Below are 21,241 nucleotides of genomic sequence, written 5' to 3'. Positions count from 1 at the left end.
TAGAGCTTGTTTGCGTATAGTCCTTTTATTTTTTCCTATAACAAAATTTAGGATAGAAAAATTTGTGTGTTAAGCGTAATCTTGATCCTTTGTCCTGATTTGTTCTCGTCTTGTTTTTTAGCAGGTCCTGAAGGGGTAACGGATTAGGGATTGGAGGGCTGTGTAGTAGGCTCTCATCAGGAACCTCTTTGTTCTTTGTATAAATCTGGCTTCATATGCTCGATAGTATATCGGAAGAAAATAAAAGAAGATAATAATGAATCGTAATACATTACTTGTTTTTTCCTGTCCTAACTGCATCAAAGGGGAGGTTTCTTTTTCTCTTTTTAACCTTGAGGGAGCATTAATTTGTAATTGTTGCTCTTGCAGCTACATTTTTGATGCTTCCATGCGTAACTCAATACGCCAGTTTGTTGCATTATGTGCGAGAATTCATGAATCATCTTCCATATTAGGTCACGCCTCTATTGCGGTTTCCTCACAAAATCAGACAACAGAGATTCCGTTTCAGCTGCTGTTTTCTAGGTTTCCTGTAACTCTAAACCTATCTTTGAACGGTAAAAAGATATCTATACGTTTTATTTTCGATGCTTTAAAGAACGTGATCTTACACCAAGAAGATAAAGTATTGGTGTAATCGTTGGTGTTAGCGTTTTTTCTCTTTTTCGAGCATCTGCAGTGCTTCCTCTAGGATTTGATCTCCAGATGGTTGCTGATTTTTTGACAGTTGGAATGATGATACTGTCTTTAAGAAGACTAGAGAGACGTCGGAGTAATCTTCAATAGTCGTAGTTGCAGTGAAAACGTAAGCTGTATGATTGATAATGCTGATTGCTTGTAAGCAAAAAACTTTTCCCCAAGACGAATTTTTTTCAGTTTTTATGATAGTAAACTCTACTGAGTTTGCGTGTAATTGTGTAAATATGTCGGATTCTAGAGTAGATTCGTCTGCTCTATGGTAGTTGAGAATTTCTTCTAGATATTCTCTTGTCTTTTTCTTAGTAATTTCTTTTGCAATGTTAATCGTTGGAGTGAGTCCTCCATTGCCTCGACCAATAAATACCGAGTCTAGTTTTTCAGGAAGTTGTGTTTTATCATCGATACATTGCCAATCATTAGGGATATTAAAGCTATATTCTTCAGTGTTATATGTTTCCCAGGAGACTTTTGCGCGCCGTTGTTGTGCGCATGTTTTTTCTTTTTTTCTCTTATTTGGTACGGATTTCCGAGAATTAAGATTATTTGAATGGAACTTTTTGCGAGAGCGTTTTGCTGTAGCATTTGATGAAATTTTATTTATCTTTGCAAACTGTTTTGCTTCTTTTTGGGCGGATAGGGAGGCATGGAGGGGAAGTATTAGGAGGTTGAATAAGCATGAGAGCAGAAGTAAGAGTTTCATCGAAATCTTTATTTGATTTTATTTAAATGTTCTAATGTTATAACCTTTCAGGTTGATTGAATCATAATCGAAAACTTTTTTAAAACAATCCTTGTTTTCTAAGGCAGAGATGGTATGGCGGATCTGAATTCGGATGGTAAACTTAAACAAATCTGTGATGCTTTGCGTTTGGAAACTCTGAAACCTGCAGAAGAAGAAGCTGATATCATCGTACGTAATGCTCATGAGCAGGCTAAAAGAATCTTGCAGGATGCTCAGCATCGCGCAGACAAGATTATAGAAGCTGCACAAGAGACTGCGGAAGCTAGGGTTAAACAAGGAGAATCAGCGCTTGCTCAGGCTGGCAGACGAGCTTTAGAAAGTTTGAAGCAAGCCGTGGAACAAAAAATTTTCAGAGAGGCATTAGCAGAGTGGTTAGAGCAAGTTTCTACTGAACCTGATGTTGCCTCTAAGTTGATCACTTCCTTGGTGCATTCTATTGAAGAACAGGGTGTCCTCGGTAATATGTCTGCTTTTGTAGGTAAGTATGTTCCTGCAAGAAAAGTTAATGAGCTTCTAGGAAAGTCAGTTATTGCTAAGCTTAAAGATAAAGGCGTTACTGTTGGCAAATTTGTTGGTGGTGTCCAATTGAGAGTAGAGGATAAGAATTGGATACTGGATCTTAGCTCGGATGCTCTTTTGGATCTCCTTATGCGCTATCTTCAGAGGGACTTCCGTGAAATGATATTCCAGGCTTCCTAGATTCTTTGTTTAAACGAAGTCCTCGATTAAATTTAAAGTGCTTGGAATGACTCAGTACTATTTTTTATCATCGTTTTTTCCTAATCAACTTCCTGAGGCTCCTCCTCTATATTCTTTTGAGGCTCTCGATTCTCTGCTCCTTTTGAATCTTTCAAAAAGAGATTTCGCTCACTATGTCATTTTAAAGCGTTTTTTTGATTTGGAGAACTTTGCTTTCTTTTGGGCAGATAAGCCAATCCCTTACTCTTTTGGTACGGTAACTCAGGATCGTGTGGCGGGTATGGTTTATTTGCAACAATGGTCTGATGAGTGTGAGTTTGAAGATTTTTTTAAGGATTTTCTTTTAGAGCATAAGAGTTCTAAGGAACGACTAGAGCATTTTTCTGCTTTAATGAGTTGTTTTTTATCTCATTATCAAAATAGTTCCTTAGAATTTCTTAGAGAGTATTTCACATTTAAGAAGAATCTTAGAGTCGTTTTAGCAGGATTTAGGTCTCGTGTAATGCAGCTAGATGTTTCTTACGTGTTGAGGGATGAGGATAGTTCTGATCCTGTAGTCTTACAGGTTTTGATGCAGAAAGATGCTCCTAATTACGAGCTTCCGGATGGCTTTTCAGATTTAAGTAGCGTATTGGAAGATTATGGTCATCTTCCTCACACATTACATCGAACTCTTTCATTGTATGAATTTCACAAAATGGAAGAGATGTACCGTAATTGGTATTTTGATGCTAATGCTGTTCTAGGTAGAGTAGCTACTTATCTGTTTGCTATACGCAATAGCATGGTAAATTTAGAGGCAGGAAAACAAAAAATTAATTCTATGGAAAAGGCAATCGCATGGTAACAACTTCGGGACAAACCACTCAAGGATATGTTGTAGAAGCCTATGGTAACTTATTACGTGTGTGTTTCGATGGTCATGTACGTCAGGGGGAGGTTGCTTATGTCAATGTCGATGATACTTGGTTGAAGTCTGAGGTTATTGAAGTCTTAGGTCAAGAAGTTAAAATGCAAGTCTTTGAAGAGACACAGGGTATTCGACGTGGCGCTTTGGTAACTTTTTCTGGTCATTTACTAGAGGCAGAATTAGGCCCTGGGTTACTTCAAGGTATTTTTGACGGCTTGCAAAATCGTTTGGAGATATTGGCAGAAAATAGTCTGTTCTTGACCCGTGGCAAATACGTTAATGCTATTTGTGATCAAAAAGAATGGGAATATACTAAAAGGGCTAATGTAGGTGATGTATTGGTCCGAGGAGATGTAATAGGTTCCGTTAAAGAAGGTCGCTTTGATCATAAGATTATGGTTCCTTTTTCTTGCTTTAAAGAGGTGACTATTACTTGGGTGATCTCATCCGGTGTGTATACAGCTGACACTGTCATTGCTAAGGCCAGAGACGAGGATGGCAAGGAATATAGTTTCACAATGATTCAAAAATGGCCCATTAAACAGGCCTTTATTGAAGGGGAGAAGATTCCTTCTCATGAAATTATGGACGTCGGTTTACGCGTGTTAGATACTCAGATTCCAGTCCTGAAGGGGGGAACCTTCTGTACTCCTGGTCCGTTTGGTGCTGGAAAAACAGTTCTTCAACATCACCTTTCTAAGTATGCTTCTGTAGATATTGTCATTCTTTGTGCATGCGGTGAGCGTGCTGGTGAAGTTGTAGAGGTACTTCAAGAGTTTCCACATTTGAGTGATCCTCATACAGGAGAGTCTCTAATGAATAGAACGTGTATTATTTGTAATACTTCTTCTATGCCTGTTGCTGCTAGAGAGTCTTCTGTTTATTTAGGGATAACGATAGCTGAGTACTACAGGCAAATGGGGCTTCATGTTCTTTTGCTTGCTGACTCTACCTCTAGATGGGCACAGGCGTTACGTGAGATTTCTGGAAGACTAGAGGAAATTCCTGGAGAAGAGGCGTTTCCAGCTTATTTGTCTTCTAGAATAGCAGCATTTTATGAAAGAGGTGGTGCTTTGCGTATGAAGGACGGTTCTGAAGGCTCATTAACAATATGTGGGGCTGTATCCCCAGCTGGAGGTAATTTTGAAGAACCTGTCACACAATCTACCCTGTCTGTTGTTGGGGCTTTTTGTGGGTTGTCGAAATCACGAGCTGATGCTCGTCGCTATCCTTCTATCGATCCTATGATTTCTTGGTCCAAATATCTCGATCAAGTGGCCGATATACTAGAGGATAAAGTTAAAGGATGGGGAGATTCTGTTAAGAAGGCTAATTATTTTCTTCGTGAAGGGACAGAAATAGGAAAACGCATGGAAGTGGTTGGTGAAGAAGGCATTTCCATGAGCGATATGATTACTTATTTAAAGTCAGAGCTATATGATTTTTGTTATCTTCAACAAAATGCTTTTGACACAGTAGATTGTTATTGTCCTTTTGATAGGCAAATCGAGCTGTTTTCGTTAATGACGCGTATCTTTGACGCGAAGTTTGATTTTGACTGCTCAGACAATGCAAGGAGTTTTTTCCTTGAACTACAGAGTAAGATCAAAACTTTGAATGGTCAAGAGTTTCGTTCTGAAGAGTACGAAGAGGGGATGCGGATTATTCAGAAATTGTTAGAGACAAAGATGTTACAAGTAGCGTAGAGACATGCAGACAATATATACAAAGATTACTGATATCAAAGGGAATTTAATAACTGTAGAAGCTGAGTCAGCTAAGTTAGGAGAACTAGCAGAGATAAAAAGAGGAGATGGCAGATCGTCCTATGCTTCCGTATTACGTTTTGATTCTAAAAAGGTTACATTGCAAGTTTTCGGAGGTACCTCCGGATTATCTACGGGTGATCGTGTAATATTTTTAGGCCGATCGATAGATGTTGTTTTTGGAGAATCGTTGATTGGAAGGCGATTTAATGGTGTAGGAAAACCAATTGATGGTGAAGGAGAGTGCTTCGGAGATCCGATTCCTATATCAACACCCACGTTTAATCCTGTATGTCGCGTGGTTCCTAGAGAGATGGTGAAAACCAATATCCCTATGATTGACATATTTAATTGTCTTGTAAAATCACAAAAGATTCCTATTTTCTCCTCATCTGGTGAAAACCATAATGCTTTACTCATGCGTATTGCTGCTCAAACTGATGCAGATATTGTAATCATTGGTGGTATGGGTTTGACTTTTGTTGATTATAATTTCTTTGTAGAAGAATCACAAAGACTTGGCTTTGCAGACAAGAGCGTTATGTTTATTCATAGAGCAGTTGATGCACCTGTTGAATGTGTCTTAGTGCCTGATATGGCTTTAGCTTGTGCTGAACAATTCGCTGTCAATAGGAACAAAAATGTTCTTGTTTTATTAACAGATATGACAGCATTCGCTGATGCGCTTAAAGAAATTTCCATTACCATGGACCAGATCCCCGCAAATCGTGGATATCCAGGATCTTTATATTCTGATTTAGCGTATCGCTATGAAAAGGCAGTAGATATTGCGAATGGTGGGTCTATCACTATAATTAGCGTTACGACGATGCCTGGAGACGATATCACACATCCAGTTCCTGATAATACTGGATTCATCACGGAAGGACAATTCTATTTAAAGAATAATCGTATTGATCCATTTGGATCCTTATCTCGTTTGAAACAATTAGTTATCGGTAAGGTAACTCGTGAAGATCACGGAGATCTTGCAAATGCTTTAATTCGGTTGTATGCAGATTCTCTCAAAGCAACAGAAAGAATGTCCATGGGCTTCAAACTGTCTAATTGGGATAAAAAACTCTTATCTTTCGCTGAACTTTTTGAAACTAGACTTATGAGTTTAGAGGTTAATATTCCTTTAGAGGAAGCTTTAGATATAGGATGGAATATTCTTGCGCAAAGTTTTCATTCTGAAGAGGTAGGGATTAAGGAACAGTTAATTAACAAGTATTGGCCTAAATCATGTCTGCACAAATAAAGCTTACTAAGAATGCTTATAGGTCTGAGAAGACAAAATTAGCTCGCTTAGAAATGTATTTACCTACTCTAAAGTTGAAAAAATCTTTGCTTCAGGTAGAAACGCAGAACGCTATTCGTAATACCGAAAAGTGTATGGAGGATTACGAGCAAGCTCGTGATATGGTGTATGCTTTTGCTCCGCTATTTAGTATCCCTCTCTATGTAGATGCGGTTGTCAATAGCTTCAAAGTAGATCGGGTAGTGAAGGAATACGAGAATATTACGGGCGTTGAAGTTCCGGTAGTGCGTGATGTTGTTTTGATGCAAACTTCTTATTCTTTATTGGATACACCAATTTGGATGGACACTTTAATAGCGTCCATTAAGGAACTAGTATTGAGCAAAGTTTATGTTGAAGTAGCTAAAGAAAAACAGGACATTCTTGAAAGAGAACTTCGTAGTGTATCAATACGCGTGAATTTATTTGAAAAGAAGTTGATACCAGAAACCACACAAGCAATGAAAAAGATCGCTATTTTTCTTAGTGATCGTAGTATTACTGATGTTGGGCAGGTAAAAATGGCCAAAAAAAAGATACAACAGCGTAAAGAGGATTCCTAAATGCGCATAGATGTAGATAAGTATCTATTTCTTGGGAAGGATAAATCCGACTTCTTTCTCGCTTGTCGAGATTTAGGTGTTGTTGAATTTATTACCTCAAAAAGATTCCTAGATAATGAAAAGTGTCGTCGTTTTTCTGAGTGTTTAAAAATTCTTAATTCCTTACAAGTAGAGCACGCCTGTGGTGATTTAGTATCTTCAAAGTGTGAAATTCTTACAGTTGATCAAATTTTGGATGAGGTCTTCTGCTTACATCAGGAAATACTCAGATTAAGAGAGTCAGTGAAAGCTTTGCAGAAGGAAATTGTTCGAGTAAAACCTCTAGGGATGTTTTCTTCTCAAGAAATTTCTGAGTTTACCCAGAAAACGGGCTTAACAATAAGGTTCTTCTACAGTAAATATACTGGGGATGATCATATAGAAGTAGATCAACCTAATGTTTTCTATCTTTCCACGGCCTATACCTTTAATTATTATGCTGTGGTTGGTGTTGTTAATTTATCTAAGGATATATTCACTGAAATTGAGTCTCCACATTCTGTAAATGAGTTAATGGAACGCGAGGCACAATTACATAAAGACATTCATAGGAAGACATCTAGGCTGTGCGAGTTATATGCATATCGTCAAGAGATTGTGGAGGGATTTTGTAATTACGATAATGAACAGAAGTTAAAACATGCTGAGGACAGTGCTGAGGACATTTTTAAAGGACATGCATTTGCAGTATCCGGTTGGGTAATTGCTAGTAGGGCGCAGGAACTTGAGAAGCTTTGCAATGCTCATGGCATTTATATGACAAAAGTCTGCCCCGATGATCACGAGATTGTGCCTACATATCTTGAAAACTCAGGCATTAGTCGTATAGGGGAAGATCTTGTCAATATTTATGACACGCCTTCCTCATCTGATAAAGATCCTTCTTTATGGGTATTTATTTCATTTTTCTTCTTTTTCTCAATGATTGTTAACGACGGTGGGTATGGATTAATTTTCTTACTATCGTCCCTTTTCTTATCATTTAAGGCTCGCTGTTCTTTAAAAAAATCCCAGGCACTCAGAAGATTTATTAAAATGTTTGCCATGTTGGGAGTCGGGTGTATTTGTTGGGGATTTGCGACGTCGTCGTTTTTTGGCATTCCCATAAAGTATACTAGTCCCTTGAGAGAATACTCACTGACTCATAACCTCGCTCTTAAAAAAGCAGAGTATTATTTACGATATCATCCCAAAGGTTACAAAGAATTAGTTAATGAGTATCCGAAACTGAAAGAACAAGTTACTCCTAAAGATTTTCTTCTTTCTACAGAACAACGTTCCGGTGAGCCGGTTGGTAAGGCGATTGTTTATGACAAATTTATTGATAGTATTTTGTTGGAGTTAGCTTTATTGATTGGCGTAATACATATGACTCTAGGTATGTTGCGTTACAGTAGACAGCGGTACTCTGGTATAGGGTGGGTTGTTTTTATGTTGGGAGCATATCTCTATCTGCCTTTATATTTACAAGCTGTATCTTTAGTGCATTACATATTTCATATTCCCTACCAGTTGGGAGGAGTATTGGGGTTATACGCAATATTTGGTGGCATAGGTTTAGCAGTCATTGGAGCTGTTATGCAACGTGGTTGGCGTGGTGTTGATGAGCTAACGGCAATTATCCAAGTATTTTCAGATGTTCTTTCTTATTTGCGTATCTATGCCCTTGGATTAGCTGGGGCAATGGTAGGCACTACTATTGTTCAAATAAGTAATAATTTTTCTCCATTTATTGCATTTCTGATCATCATGTTTGGTCATTCTGTGAATATCATCTTATCCATTATGGGCGGAGTAATTCATGGATTGAGGCTCAACTTCATTGAATGGTATCACTATAGTTTTGATGGAGGAGGGAGATTCCTTCGGCCTTTACGGAAAACAGTTTGCTATGGAGATATGGATTTCTAGGGATTGCTTTAGATAATAATTCTAGGGTTTGGTAAAATTTCGCAATCTTTCTTGGAGATTCAGTTCTTGTGACTATAGGGAGGCAAGGTTTTGTGAATTGTCTCTCTCGTCTTTCCTTGAAACATTGCTAATAAGATGTAGAGGTACTTATGATTGATTTATCTGTTGTTGGCCCAGTTTTAGCTATGGGTTTAGCAATGATAGGCAGTGCTATTGGTTGCGGTATGGCAGGAGTTGCTTCTCATGCTGTTATGTCTCGGATCGATGAAGGGCACGGGAAGATTATTGGCTTGTCAGCTATGCCATCATCTCAGTCTATTTATGGTTTGATTTTTATGCTTTTGCTCAGAGACGGTATCAAAGATGGAAAAGTCGCTGCAGTGGGAGCAATCTTAATGGGAATTTCTGTTGGAGCGGCTTTATTGATTTCTGCAATTATGCAAGGGAAATGCTGCGTTAGTGCTATACAAGCATATGCACGTTCTTCTGCAATTTATGGTAAATCATTTGCATCTATAGGAATTGTCGAATCTTTTGCACTCTTTGCTTTTGTTTTTGCGTTATTACTATTTTAAGACGGTTCTACTCTTTGGAGTTGTCCCTTTCTTGTGTTTGATTGGCTTGTCAAGTTGTTCGCAGCCTTCGTTGTCCTCTTTTACTGAGTTTATAGATAGCGATTATTGTGCTGCCGCTCGTCTCGGTATAAGTCGTGATTGCACAGATGAAATTTTCGGTCAGCAAGTTGTTATGACTTGGAATCTTCCTTGGCGTATGCGCAACTTGCTGCCTGCTACTCTTCGTCTTCATCTGTATTGTGGTGACGGACATATCGAAACTCTAGTCTATGAAGTGCATCGTTTGTCAGGATATCGTATTTATTGCCTGAAAAATGAAGACTATCACGCGTACAAGGGAATTGTTTCTTATAAAGTCACTCTATTCAGCGGGGATAGTGAGATCATAACTAGACGTCATCATTTGTGGACTGAAGTTATTTCTTTTAATAATTCTTAATTTTTTTCACAGGCTTATCCTATCTTCCTAATCTTCCTAATTAGTTTTCATAGATTTTTATTGTTCAGAGAGACGAAACTTATTGGTTGTTATGGTAAGATCGTTGTGTTGTTTTTATCATTATATTTTCAAGAGATATTTTTGATTTCCGTCTCGTGGCATGGGAAAAAGCCTATAGTTTAAATAAAGATTTCGGATGTAGAATTATGGAAGAGGATGTATTTCCAAAAGTTTACGACCCTAAGGGTGTCGAAGAAGAATTGTACGCTTTTTGGGAACAGTCAGGAATGTTCTTAGCTCAGTCTTCAAGTAATAAGTTGCCTTATGCTATTGTCATGCCTCCTCCTAATGTCACAGGCATTCTGCATATGGGACATGCTCTCGTAAACACTCTTCAAGATGTTTTAATACGGTATAAGAGAATGTCGGGGTATGAAGTGTGCTGGATCCCCGGTACTGATCATGCAGGTATTGCTACACAAACTGTTGTAGAGCGCCACCTTTATGCCTCTTTAGGCAAGAGGCGAATGGAGTTTTCTAGAGAAGAGTTTTTAGAACACATCTGGGCTTGGAAAGAGAAGAGTGAGAGCGTTATTCTTTCACAATTGCGTCAACTGGGTTGTTCCTGTGATTGGTCACGCTTACGTTTTACCATGGAGCCTTTGGCAAATCGAGCTGTTAAAAAGGCATTCAAATGTCTTTTTGATAAGAAATATATTTATCGCGGTTACTATTTGGTGAATTGGGATCCTACTTTGCAGACAGCTCTTGCTGATGATGAAGTAGAATATGAGGAGCAAGACGGGTGGTTGTATTACATCAATTACAAAGTGCTAGGGCGTGATGATGAATATCTTACAGTAGCTACTACACGTCCAGAAACCTTGCTTGGAGATACTGCAATAGCAGTTTCTCCAAATGATGAGCGGTATGCTCATTTAATTGGCTCCACTGTCATGGTTCCATTTGTAGATCGTGAAATTCCGGTTATTGCAGATATCTCTGTAGATCCTTCTTTTGGTACTGGGGCAGTTAAAATTACTCCTGCACATGACAAAGATGATTACCGCATGGGTATCAATCATGACCTACCTATGATTAATATTCTTACTCCATCAGGTGATATTAATGAGAATGGAGGAATATTTGCAGGATTGAGTAAAGAACAAGCTCGTGTTGATATTATCGCTGCTCTGGAAGCTAAAGGATTATTTGTCAAAAAACAACCATATAAAGTGCGTATAGGTGTTTCTTATAGATCTGGTGCGGTAATAGAACCTTATCTATCTAAGCAATGGTTTGTATCTGTTGAACATTTTCGCGATCAATTAAGAGAGTTTGTTGCTAGTGATTCTATTACGATTTTCCCTAGTGAGTTTAAGAGAAATTATCTTGCTTGGGTAAATAATTTAAGAGATTGGTGTATTAGTCGCCAGTTGTGGTGGGGACATAGAATTCCAGTTTGGTATCATAGAGAAAATGAAGACAGAATTATTTGTTATGATGGAGATGGCGAGCCTGAGGAGGTCACTAAGGATCCTAGCTCGTGGTATCAAGAATCTGATGTTTTGGATACTTGGTTTTCTTCTGGTTTATGGCCTTTAACTTGTTTAGGTTGGCCTGATGTTAATTCTGAAGATCTCAAAAAATTTTATCCCACGTCTGTTTTAGTCACCGGGCATGATATTTTGTTTTTCTGGGTAACTCGAATGATTTTATTATGTTCGGCCATGGTTGACAAGAAACCCTTTTCAGACGTCTTTTTACATGGATTAATTTTTGGTAAGTCTTACAAGCGCTATAACGATATTGGTGAATGGCACTACATTTCTGGACTGGAAAAACATGAGTATGACATGGGTAAGCCATTACCTGATAATGTAGTCGCCAAGTGGGAGAAATTATCAAAGTCAAAGGGTAATGTTATAGACCCTATCGAAATGATTAGTAAATATGGTGCAGATGCTGTACGTATGACTCTATGTTCTTGTGCAAATCGAGGTGAGCAAATAGATCTTGATTATCGCTTGTTTGAAGAGTTTAAAAATTTCGCAAATAAGCTGTGGAATGGTGCAAGGTTTATTTTCGGGCATATTTCTGAGTTGACGGGTACAGATCTTCTAGACGGCATTGATGAATCCCTTTTAGGTTTAGAAGATTTTTATATTATAGATGGTTTTAACAATTTATTAGCTCAGTTAGAGCATGCGTATGCAAATTATGCTTTTGATAAAATAGCCTCATCAGGGTATGAGTTCTTCCGTAAGAATCTTTGTTCTACATATCTAGAAATCATTAAACCTACTTTATTTGGTAAGCAGGGTTCTGATAGGGAACGGTTAACTAAGCGTAAACTCCTTGCTGTTCTTTTGATCAATATTCTGGGTGTATTGCATCCTATAGTGCCTTTTGTTACAGAAACTCTGTTTTTAAAAGTCAAAAAAGAGTTAGGCGACATTCCCTCAGGTATGGGGGATAATATTACGGGGCATGCTTTAGATATGCTCAGATCTTCAGCGTGTATGCTTGCTTCTTATCCTAAACCTTTATCTGTAGCTATTCCTAAAGATTTACATGAGTCTTTTACTTTGGCTGAAAGGCTTGTTTACACGATCAGGAATATTCGTGGTGAGATGCAGTTAGATATGAGAGTTCCTCTACAAGCTTTTGTATGCTCTATAGATATGGATATTTCTCAGTATCTTCCTATGATGCAAGCACTAGGAGGCTTGTCTTCAGTAGAAATTTTAACAGAGGAACCTACAGATCGTTTATATAGTCTGGGCGTTGTAGATAGTATTCGTTTGGGTATTTATGTGCCACAGGAGCACCTTGATAAGGAAATGATTCGTTTGGAGAAAGAAAAAACTAGGTTAGAGAATGCTATTGCAAGTGCAGAACGATTACTTTCTAGCGACGATTTTCGTGCTAAAGCAAATCCCGATCTTGTTCGCAACAAAGAAGAATCTTTAAAAAATAATCGTGTAGAATTACAAAGCATTCTTGATAAGCTTGCATCGTTTTCTAAATAGAGGTAATCACACTTTTGGAGCGTTACGATATTATCAGAATAGTAGGTAAGGGAGGGATGGGTGAGGTTTACCTGGCCTATGATCGCGTTTGTTCGCGTAAAGTTGCTTTAAAGCGTATTCGCGAAGACCTTACTAACAACCCCTTATTAAAAAAACGTTTCCTTCGTGAAGCAAAGATAGCGGCTGACCTTGTCCACCCTGGTGTTGTCCCCGTCTACACGATTTGTAGTGATAGCGATCCTGTTTATTATACTATGCCTTATATCGAAGGCCATACGTTGAAAAGCTTGCTCAAAAGTGTTTGGCAATGTGATGTGCCTCCCAAAGACTTAGAGGAAAAGACTTCCGTATCTGCATTCTTATCAGTATTTCATAAGATTTGTTCAACGGTTGAGTATGTACATTCTCGTGGTATTCTGCATCGTGATTTGAAACCAGATAATATTCTTATCGGTTTGTTCAATGAGGTAGTTATTCTAGATTGGGGAGCAGCAGTTGCTATTGATTCTGAAGATAGTATGTTGCTTGCTCTCGATCATAAAGTCGAAGAAACTCTGTTCTCTAATATGACTATACCCGGGAAGATTGTGGGCACTCCGGATTATATGGCTCCTGAACGTCTTCAAGGAAGACCAGCCACTGAGTCTACAGAAGTGTACGCCTTGGGAGTTATTCTATATCAGATGTTGACACTTTCGTTTCCTTATCGTAAGAAGAAAGGAAAGAAATCTTATTTTTATCATCAAATCACTAATCCTGAAGAGGTTTCTCCCTATAGGGAAATTCCACCATTCCTCTCGCACATAGTCATGAAAGCTTTATCAGCAGACCCAAGTAAAAGATATCAATCTGTTGGTGAGCTAAAGTTAGCTATTGAACAGCACATGCAGGGGACCCCAGAATGGATTAAGAAAAAAGAGCTTTGTCCTATAGATCCAAATAGCTGGAAACTACAAGAATCTATTCTACTTTCTAAATACTTTCCGATGGCTAAGATCATGCCTACGTTATGGTATACCTTATTAGTCTCTAATGTAGAAAGTTTCCCTGAAGTTAGCCTAGAGTTGTCATTATCTCGAAATGCTTTGTATGAAGGATTTGGTGTGATTATGCCTCCTGTTGACAAAGCTGATAAAGGAGATTTTTTTAATGGTTATGGATTTTGGTTATCTATTGCCGAAGATAGTATTTGTGTATCATTGGTCAAAAATGGTCTGCAGATACAGAAGAATTATCAACGTCTTGATTTATCACAGAAAAATTTTAAAATTTGTTTTGAGAAGAGAAATGATAAGATATCCCTGATTATCGATAATCAGGTATCAATAGTGCATATGGACTATCTTCCTATTGTAGGAGGAAGAATAGGTATAATTGTCCAAGATGTTTCTCATGTTTTAGGGAACATTATTATTTATGAAAGTAGCAGTGCATTGAAGGTGAGCTGTTTGGCTATTCCTGATGCATTTCTTTCAGAACATTTATATGATCAAGCAATTGCACTCTATCAACGTATTGTTGCTTCGTTCCCAGGACGTAGAGAAGGAGGGGAAGCACAGTTTCGTTTAGGTATCGCTCTATTGGAAAAAGCATCTTCTAGATCGTTTCAGGAAGGGTTTTCTCAAGCTATAGAAGCTTTTTCTCAGTTGCATGGGGGTGTTTCAGCCCCCTTAGAATATTTAGGGAAGGCGCTCGTATACCAGAGATTAAAAGAGTATGATGAAGAGGTTAAATCTCTTCTTCTTGGCTTGAAAAGATATGCGAATCATCCCGACATTACTCGTTTGAAGGATCATGTCATCTATAGATTTTATGAAACTATTCATAAGAAACATAGTTTGTCGCTAATTTTTACCCTTCTTGTTCTTCATATTTCTCCAGAATCTATCAGAGACAACGATGAGATAGGTTTTTTATCAGACTTCGAAGGTAAAATACAGGACACTCTTTTTTGTCATTTAGACCGTTCCTCTATGAAGTTTCGATCTTCAAAAATGGAACTTTTTCTAATTTATTGGTCAGGTTTTACTTTTGCCCTCCCTATTTTGTTTCAAAGATATTGGAATCTCAAAGATTACAAAGGAATAGCTGACATTTTTTATGTTGCTGCTGATCTCGGAGATCTGCAATTTATAAAAAATTATGGTGAGGTATTGCGAGGATATATACGCACTACTATTTTCACTGAAGACGTTGTAGAAATTGCCCCCTATGAATTATTAGATTATCTCGAAAGTATAGAATTAATTCTTTTTGAGAGAACACATCAAGAAGTATTTCGTAATTCGGAACGATTATCACAGACACTTCTGCTCTATCTCTTGGATTTGTTTATGAAATCTAATTTGCTTAGTGGTAAGGATTATGAAACTGTTCTAGGAATAGAACAAATACAGTCTCGATGTAATGAAGAACACTTGAAACCCTACCGTTTGATGTCACAACTATGTACCAGGAATAGTCAGAAGATTCAAGAATATCTTTTCTCTTTAGATGAACATTCTTGGATTGATGACAATCAGGATGCCTTTCTAATATTCGGTTATTGGCTAGCAATTACAGATGGCAGCCAGCTCGCGGAGATACATTTCTCAGGGTGTTGTGAAGATAATGCTCGTCCACGATGCCTCATTGCAAAATCTTATACAGCATTGGGGGTTTGCGATACACAGTTATCTTATCAAGAGAAAAGACAACTGTTACTGCAAAAGATTTTATTCTCTCATTGTCTCGGAGACGAAAAGGATAAAGCTGCCCTAATAGCTGCGTATCGTCTCATAACTCGCGAACGTTTTCCTATCAATTCATAGGAAGTCTTTCCAAATCGATGTAGGTGATAACTTACTGTCTTTAGGATGACCAGAAAAAATAATTTTCCCTCCGTTTCTTCCTGATCCCGGTCCTAGTTCTATGAAATAATCGGCATGTTTCAACATGTTGCGATCGTGATCAATATAAACGACAGAATGCCCCAAGGTGACAAGGTGGCGAAGTAGGTGAATTAGTTCTTCTTTTCTAAGATTATCCAGAGAAGACGACAGCTCATCTAAAAGGAAGAGAGTAGGTTCTTTAGGGGATAAATAGAGATGTTTTGCTATTTTTATAGCGATTTTTTCACTACGTGATAGAGAAGATAGATTTTGTCCCAAAGTCAGGTAATCTAGGCGGGCCTTTATTAAGGCATTAATAGGTGCTTGAATTTTTTTGATAAATGGGAACATTGAGTGTATATCCGCAATAGAAGTTTGCAATAACTGACCAAAATGTTTGCCCTCATACTTAACTTCTTGAGACAAAGGGTTCAAGCGAAATCCAGAGCAAACAGAGCAAACTTGTTTTTCAAGGGCATAGAATGCACGGTCAATCATACGATATCCAAGCCCTAGACAATCTGAACACTGTCCTTGTTTTGTGTTCGGACTTAACATGGAAGGAGAAATTTGTAGGGCTTTAGCTTGTGTTAAAGAAGCGTAGAACTCCCTGAGCGCGGGTGCTATGGAAAAATAAGTGCTAATATCAGAGCGAATAGACGTTACTATTGGGTAGGAATCTAGGAAAAGAATCTTCTGAAACTCTTTTTCCATACCTTTTAGGTTAAGATAGTGCTCAGCATGTTTATAAATGCCTTCAGTAAGTAAGGAAGTTTTTCCTGACCCTGATACTCCTCCAATGGCTACCAAACTTCCTAACGGAATGGAAACTTTGAGATTGATGAGATTATGGGCAGACACCTCGATCTTTAGTAGATTCTGTTTGGATATACTAGAGCACGGAATATGTGTGTCTATGTGAGGTAAAGCAGATACTATGGATCCTCCATCTGGCCCAGATCCTGGGCCTAGGTATATGGTGTTGTCAGTGTATGCATGAAGTAAATCGTTTCTATCAGTCGCGATTACCGTATTATTTGACTCTACTAAATCTCGTAAGAGATGAATCAAACAAGTTTGATCTTTAGGATGTAGGCCAGAAATGGGATCTTCTAGAAGATAAACAATATCTCTTAAATTAGTGGAGATTTTCTTAGCGATATGAAGGCGATAAGCTTCTCCATCACTCAGAGAATCTTGACGTTGACCTAGGGTAATATATTCGAGACCTACTCGTTCTAACAACGCAAGTTGCTCTAAGAGGTCATGCACATATTCCCGGTTTAAGGATGATAAGAATGTTTTAAGATATTGCGAGTCATTTTTATAAATATCAATTATAGATACACCATTTATCAGAACGTTTTGTCCATAAGGATGAATTCCAAAGCCATGACATAAAGGACACGAGATAGGAAGAACCAGGGAATCAAGAATTTGGGATGAAGTAAGACAATAGTGTTGTTGAGTAAGTAGATGATCTAATCCCTTAGCATGCTTTTTCCCTTTACAAAGGATAGAAAATTGTTTTGGGTCGAGATCACAAATTTTTGTAGAGAGATCGATTCCAAGGAAGCTAAGGAGATTTTCTAGATCTTTTGTGCTACTATTAGGGAAAAACAATTGCCATAATTCTATGGGAGTATAATTCGAGATTTTACTCTTATGCGATTCTAGAGAAATTGTGTCTATAGATCCGGTGCCATTGCATTGTGGACATCGACCTTCTTCATGTTCAGGAGAAAGGGTTTTTCTAGTAATCTGAGGATAAGAATTCCCATCTGCATCAGACCAACCTAACGTGTAGCATAGACTAATAGGATCACCAGACACATTTAGATAAAGTATTGGACAAGACGATGCAGAGAATGCAATGGCTAAAGATGAAAGTAATGTGGACGCTTTGCCTCTAGTTATCTTTGTATGTTGAATGATTATTGCAGGGTTTATTAGTTTTTTAGGAAGTGGGCCATCCAAATCATAGATAGTGCCATTGGCATAAAGTTTGACAAACCCCTCCTTTCTTTTCGTATCTAGAAGAAATTCCCGATCGTTCTCTAGTTCAATAGGTGTAGTAATGGTTATGTAGTTATTTTCATAATTTTTAAGCAGAGTCTCAACAATAGATTCTAGGGTTATTTTATGTAGAGGTTCCTTCGTTTCAGGAATATGAGGGTGGCCATAGGTGGCGAACAATTTTTCTAGGCTATTAGAGATCCCTAGTGCTGAAGCTACGGAATGACGAGAATTTTTTCCCGGATTAGTTTTTTTAATTGAGATAACTGGAGACAAACCACGAACATCTTTAACTAAAGGTAGAGGAGTTTTATTGATAAGAGTTTGTCTGAGATATGTTGGGAATAATTCCGCATAAGCAATATTTCCGTAGGAATAAAGAACATTAAAAACCAAAGAATATTTTCCAGATGCCGAAGGTCCTACCACTGTTGTTAAACAGTTTCTAGGAATCGATAAGTCTATATGTTTAAGGTTATTATGGTGAGCATCACGAATTGTGATGGATTTGGGGGAACTTTTTACAGGTGTTTTGGGGCTTAAGATTATAGAAGAGGAGTTATCTTGTATGTAAGGGCGCAGTGCTAACGCTGTCGGGGTAGAAAGGTTTACCAAATCTTCTGGAGAACAGGAAGCTAAAAGATAACCTCCACGATCTCCACCCTCTGGTCCTAGTTCTACGATATGGTCCGCAATTTTTATTACATGCATATTATGTTCGATAATTACTACCGTATGCTTTTGCATAGTCATGGAAAGTAGGATAGTAATTAAAGACTTAATATCGTGAGTATGAAGACCTGTGGTTGGCTCATCTAATACGTATAAAGTGGGTTTTTGCGTAGGGATAAGAAGCTCAAAAGCAAGTTTAAGTCTTTGTATTTCTCCTCCAGATAGGCTAGATAAAGGACGACCTAAAGGAAGATGGCCTAATCCTAGCAAGCATAATGTATGGATTTTTTCATGAATTTTGGGACAAATTTGAAAGAATTGTTCCGCTTCGTGTGCTGTCATTTCCAGAATGTCAGAGATATTTTTCCCTTGATACGTTACTTCTAATACTTGAGATTGAAAACGTTTTCCATGACATACGGAACAAGGAAGAGGAGAGAGATCTTCAGAAATTGTTGAACTCCCTAAACCTTGGCACTCAGAACACGCTCCTTGTGGGAGATTAAAACTGAAGTGTTTCTTGGTAAAGCCTAAATGACGACTGCGTGTTTGATTGGCAAATAACTCACGTATATCATCCAGAGCTTTAATGTATGTAATAGGAGTAGAACGCTGCGATCTTCCTGGAAGGTCTCTGGTGATGTGTACAATACGTTCAATATCTCCTCCAGTAATACTTAGTTTAGAAGTGGTATTTCCATCTAGGAAATCTTGCATAGCAGGAACTAAGGTGTTATTGATAAGAGAAGATTTTCCTGATCCTGATACTCCAGTTATTGCTGAGATTCTTTCTAAAGGTAATTGTATGGAGATATTTTTTAGATTGTGGATAGTAGCACCCGATAGTGAAAGAAACCCTTTTGGGGGCTCTCTTCTTTTAGGAAGGGCTATTTTTTCTTCATTTCTTAAATATCGAGATGTAATCGTATTGCTTGTCTCCAAAAATTGTTTAGGAGAGCCGTTAAAAAGTACTTGGCCACCGAAAATTCCTGCTCCAGGACCGATATCAATAACTCTATCAACGAAGGAAATCATCTGTTCATCGTGTTCAACAAGAATAACAGTATTACCTTGATCACGAAGTCTCTGGATTATTTCTATAAGTTTTTGAGTGTCTCGGGGATGCAGTCCTATCGATGGCTCATCTAGAATATAAGTAATTCCTAGCAATCCTGAACCTAAATGCTGAGCTAAGGCTGTGCGTTCTTGTTCACCACCAGATAATGTCGCAACGGCACGTCCCGGTGTAAGATAGGATAATCCTAAATCAATAAGACAAGACAAACGTGATGTAAGGCCATCTAGTACCTCTTTAACAAAGCTTGAATAGGTTTTTATAGAAGACACAAAAGTATGTAAATCTCCTAAAGATAAGTGATAAAAATCAGCGAATGTTTTTCCGTGCCACGTAGCTGATAAGGCAAATGAATTGATACCTGTTCCAGAACATTTTTGGCAGATGTTACAGGAGGTTCCTTTTGGAATGTGTCGTTGTGGGTCAGCTGCATAACGGGCTTTCTCACCGATATCATTCAAGATTCCACGCCACAGTTTGTGGGAGAGTTTTTTTTTCCCTAACGAAGGATCAAATAAATAGACAGGTAAGATGAGGTTATTGCCACCATAAAGAAAGATATTCTGAATATTTTCAGAAAGATCTTTCCAAGGTGTGTCTAAGTCAAAATCTAAAGTGTCTGCGAGAGCTTGGTAGATTCCATGATATACTACGGACAAACTACTACGGGCTAAAGAACAGCAGTTTTGTTGGATTGATAGATCACGGTTGATAAGATTAGAATCATCAATTGTGATGTATAGTCCCGATCCTTGACACTGCAAACAACGTCCATGTATGGAGCTAGGAGAAAATAAATCTGGAGTAAGAGGAGTAAATTTCTCTTGGGATGTAGAGGAACGTATTTCTGTGGAAAACGATAGACTTTCTCCTCCATTGATCATGGCAAAGCAGTGCCCTTTTCCTAATTCTAAGGCTGTAAGGGCACTTAATTTAAGACGAGCAGAATTTTTGTCATTTTTAACAAAAGAATCTACTACTACTTGCGCTTCGTAATAGTTTTCAATGCCTGAAGACAAAAAAGAATAAATGGGGACAGTTTCATTATTAATTCTTATTTTTGTGAAACCCTGCTTAATAAGTTCCTGTACATTTTTCTGATCCCCAGAGGAAATAGGAGAGAGTAGTAGTAACTGTGAACCGTCAGGGATATCTTCGAGAATAGCAAGGATTTTTTCTTTGCTTTGTAAATTTAAAATTTGTTTTGTTTCTGGATCTCTAGCTTCTGCTTCTAAAGAAAATAGTAATGCGAGATGTTTAAAGATTTCTGTTGCACTGCCAACAGTAGCGTGCGCATGTTGTGTAAAGTAGTTTTGTTTTACAGCTATCGTAGGAGATAGGCCTCGAATTTCCTGTACATCAGGTGTGGGGAGAGTTCCTGTTATATTCGCAAAGAACGAAGGTAGCGTTGCTATATAGCGTTTCCTACCAGCAGCATATATTGTATCAAAAGCTAAGGAAGATTTTCCCGACCCCGACACCCCAGTGAGTAAAACGATTTCTCCGGAAAGGAATTCTATAGAAACGTTTTTTAAATTTCTAACATTGATCCCTGAAATAACGACAGGAGACATAACTATTAAAAATAAGTGAAATTGAAGAGTAAGTCAGTATTTTATAGGTTGTACAAGGAAAATACAAACACTTCTAATGTATGAATGTGATTTACACAGACCCCATCCCTGTTAGGGGATGGGGGAGGTGAGTGGGTTAGAACTGGATTTTAGAACCCAGGTCTATGTTGTAAGTACGAGCTGATCCGCGGAGTTCGAAGCCGAATTGGCTAAAGATCTCACATCTTGGGGTTATGGAGAAATGATTCCCGGCTTGAGCGATGAAAGCATTTCGAGCCAAGTTAGTAGCTCGTGTGGTCCAGATTGCGGAGACAGGATCAGAGATCATGGCGGTTGTGCAATCAGGATTACTTCTAGCT

At 38.2% G+C, this 21,241-nt stretch carries 14 protein-coding genes; 11 read left to right on the top strand and 3 right to left on the bottom strand.

Annotated features, from left to right (window positions below; all coding sequences use genetic code 11):
* The first annotated feature begins 256 nt into the window (after positions 1-256).
* The gene (locus tag H359_RS03585; protein ID WP_021119610.1) at positions 257-637 is read left to right on the top strand and encodes a hypothetical protein; all 381 of its coding nucleotides are present in this window, start codon (positions 257-259) and stop codon (positions 635-637) included.
* Between the two features lie 9 nt (positions 638-646).
* Here H359_RS03585 and H359_RS03580 read toward each other — a convergent pair whose 3' ends face one another.
* Positions 647-1,399, bottom strand: a complete 753-nt coding sequence (locus H359_RS03580; protein ID WP_020370392.1) for a hypothetical protein — start codon at positions 1,397-1,399, stop codon at positions 647-649.
* Between the two features lie 114 nt (positions 1,400-1,513).
* On the opposite strand from H359_RS03580, the gene H359_RS03575 reads away from it, so the two are divergent.
* The 10 genes from H359_RS03575 to pknD all read left to right on the top strand — a co-directional run bounded on the left by H359_RS03575 (position 1,514) and on the right by pknD (position 15,485).
* Positions 1,514-2,140, top strand: coding sequence for a V-type ATP synthase subunit E (locus H359_RS03575; RefSeq protein WP_020370391.1), 627 nt, complete (start codon positions 1,514-1,516; stop codon positions 2,138-2,140).
* A 46-nt stretch (positions 2,141-2,186) separates the two neighbouring features.
* Entirely contained in the window at positions 2,187-2,987 is an 801-nt protein-coding gene (locus tag H359_RS03570; RefSeq protein WP_020370390.1) for a DUF2764 family protein, read from the top strand.
* Positions 2,981-4,756: a V-type ATP synthase subunit A gene (locus H359_RS03565; RefSeq protein ID WP_020370389.1), complete on the top strand. Its 1,776-nt coding sequence runs from the start codon at positions 2,981-2,983 to the stop codon at positions 4,754-4,756. The genes H359_RS03570 and H359_RS03565 overlap by 7 nt, the downstream gene beginning before the upstream one ends.
* A 4-nt stretch (positions 4,757-4,760) precedes the next feature.
* The gene (locus H359_RS03560) at positions 4,761-6,077 is read left to right on the top strand and encodes a V-type ATP synthase subunit B (RefSeq protein ID WP_020370388.1); all 1,317 of its coding nucleotides are present in this window, start codon (positions 4,761-4,763) and stop codon (positions 6,075-6,077) included.
* Positions 6,062-6,679, top strand: coding sequence for a V-type ATP synthase subunit D (locus tag H359_RS03555; RefSeq protein ID WP_020370387.1), 618 nt, complete (start codon positions 6,062-6,064; stop codon positions 6,677-6,679). Before H359_RS03560 ends, H359_RS03555 begins: the two co-directional genes overlap by 16 nt.
* On the top strand, positions 6,680-8,629 hold the full coding sequence (locus tag H359_RS03550) for a V-type ATP synthase subunit I (RefSeq protein ID WP_020370386.1): 1,950 nt from the start codon (positions 6,680-6,682) through the stop codon (positions 8,627-8,629). It abuts the gene before it with no gap.
* 149 nt (positions 8,630-8,778) lie between these two features.
* On the top strand, positions 8,779-9,204 hold the full coding sequence (locus tag H359_RS03545; protein WP_020370385.1) for an ATP synthase subunit C: 426 nt from the start codon (positions 8,779-8,781) through the stop codon (positions 9,202-9,204).
* A complete protein-coding gene (locus tag H359_RS03540) occupies positions 9,164-9,643 on the top strand; it encodes a hypothetical protein (RefSeq protein WP_035392169.1) in 480 nt (159 codons plus the stop codon). The genes H359_RS03545 and H359_RS03540 overlap by 41 nt, the downstream gene beginning before the upstream one ends.
* A 206-nt stretch (positions 9,644-9,849) precedes the next feature.
* Entirely contained in the window at positions 9,850-12,675 is a 2,826-nt protein-coding gene (locus tag H359_RS03535) for a valine--tRNA ligase (protein WP_020370382.1), read from the top strand.
* Positions 12,676-12,689: 14 nt separating this feature from the next.
* Positions 12,690-15,485 carry a serine/threonine-protein kinase PknD gene (gene pknD / locus H359_RS03530; RefSeq protein WP_021119606.1) on the top strand — a complete coding sequence of 932 codons (2,796 nt, stop codon included), beginning with the start codon at positions 12,690-12,692 and terminating at the stop codon, positions 15,483-15,485.
* On the opposite strand, the gene uvrA is transcribed toward pknD, so the two are convergent.
* Both uvrA and H359_RS05170 read right to left on the bottom strand, forming a co-directional pair.
* Positions 15,480-20,888: an excinuclease ABC subunit UvrA gene (gene uvrA / locus H359_RS03525; protein WP_122974536.1), complete on the bottom strand. Its 5,409-nt coding sequence runs from the start codon at positions 20,886-20,888 to the stop codon at positions 15,480-15,482. The genes pknD and uvrA overlap by 6 nt on opposite strands.
* A 130-nt stretch (positions 20,889-21,018) precedes the next feature.
* Positions 21,019-21,241: autotransporter outer membrane beta-barrel domain-containing protein (locus H359_RS05170; protein WP_238318206.1), on the bottom strand; the 223-nt coding region annotated here is incomplete at its 5' end.

It is taken from the genome of Chlamydia ibidis 10-1398/6, assembly GCF_000454725.1.
GTDB lineage: Bacteria > Chlamydiota > Chlamydiia > Chlamydiales > Chlamydiaceae > Chlamydia > Chlamydia ibidis.
Note: the sequence above shows the minus strand (reverse complement) of the source record. Positions and strands in the feature narration are given on the sequence as shown.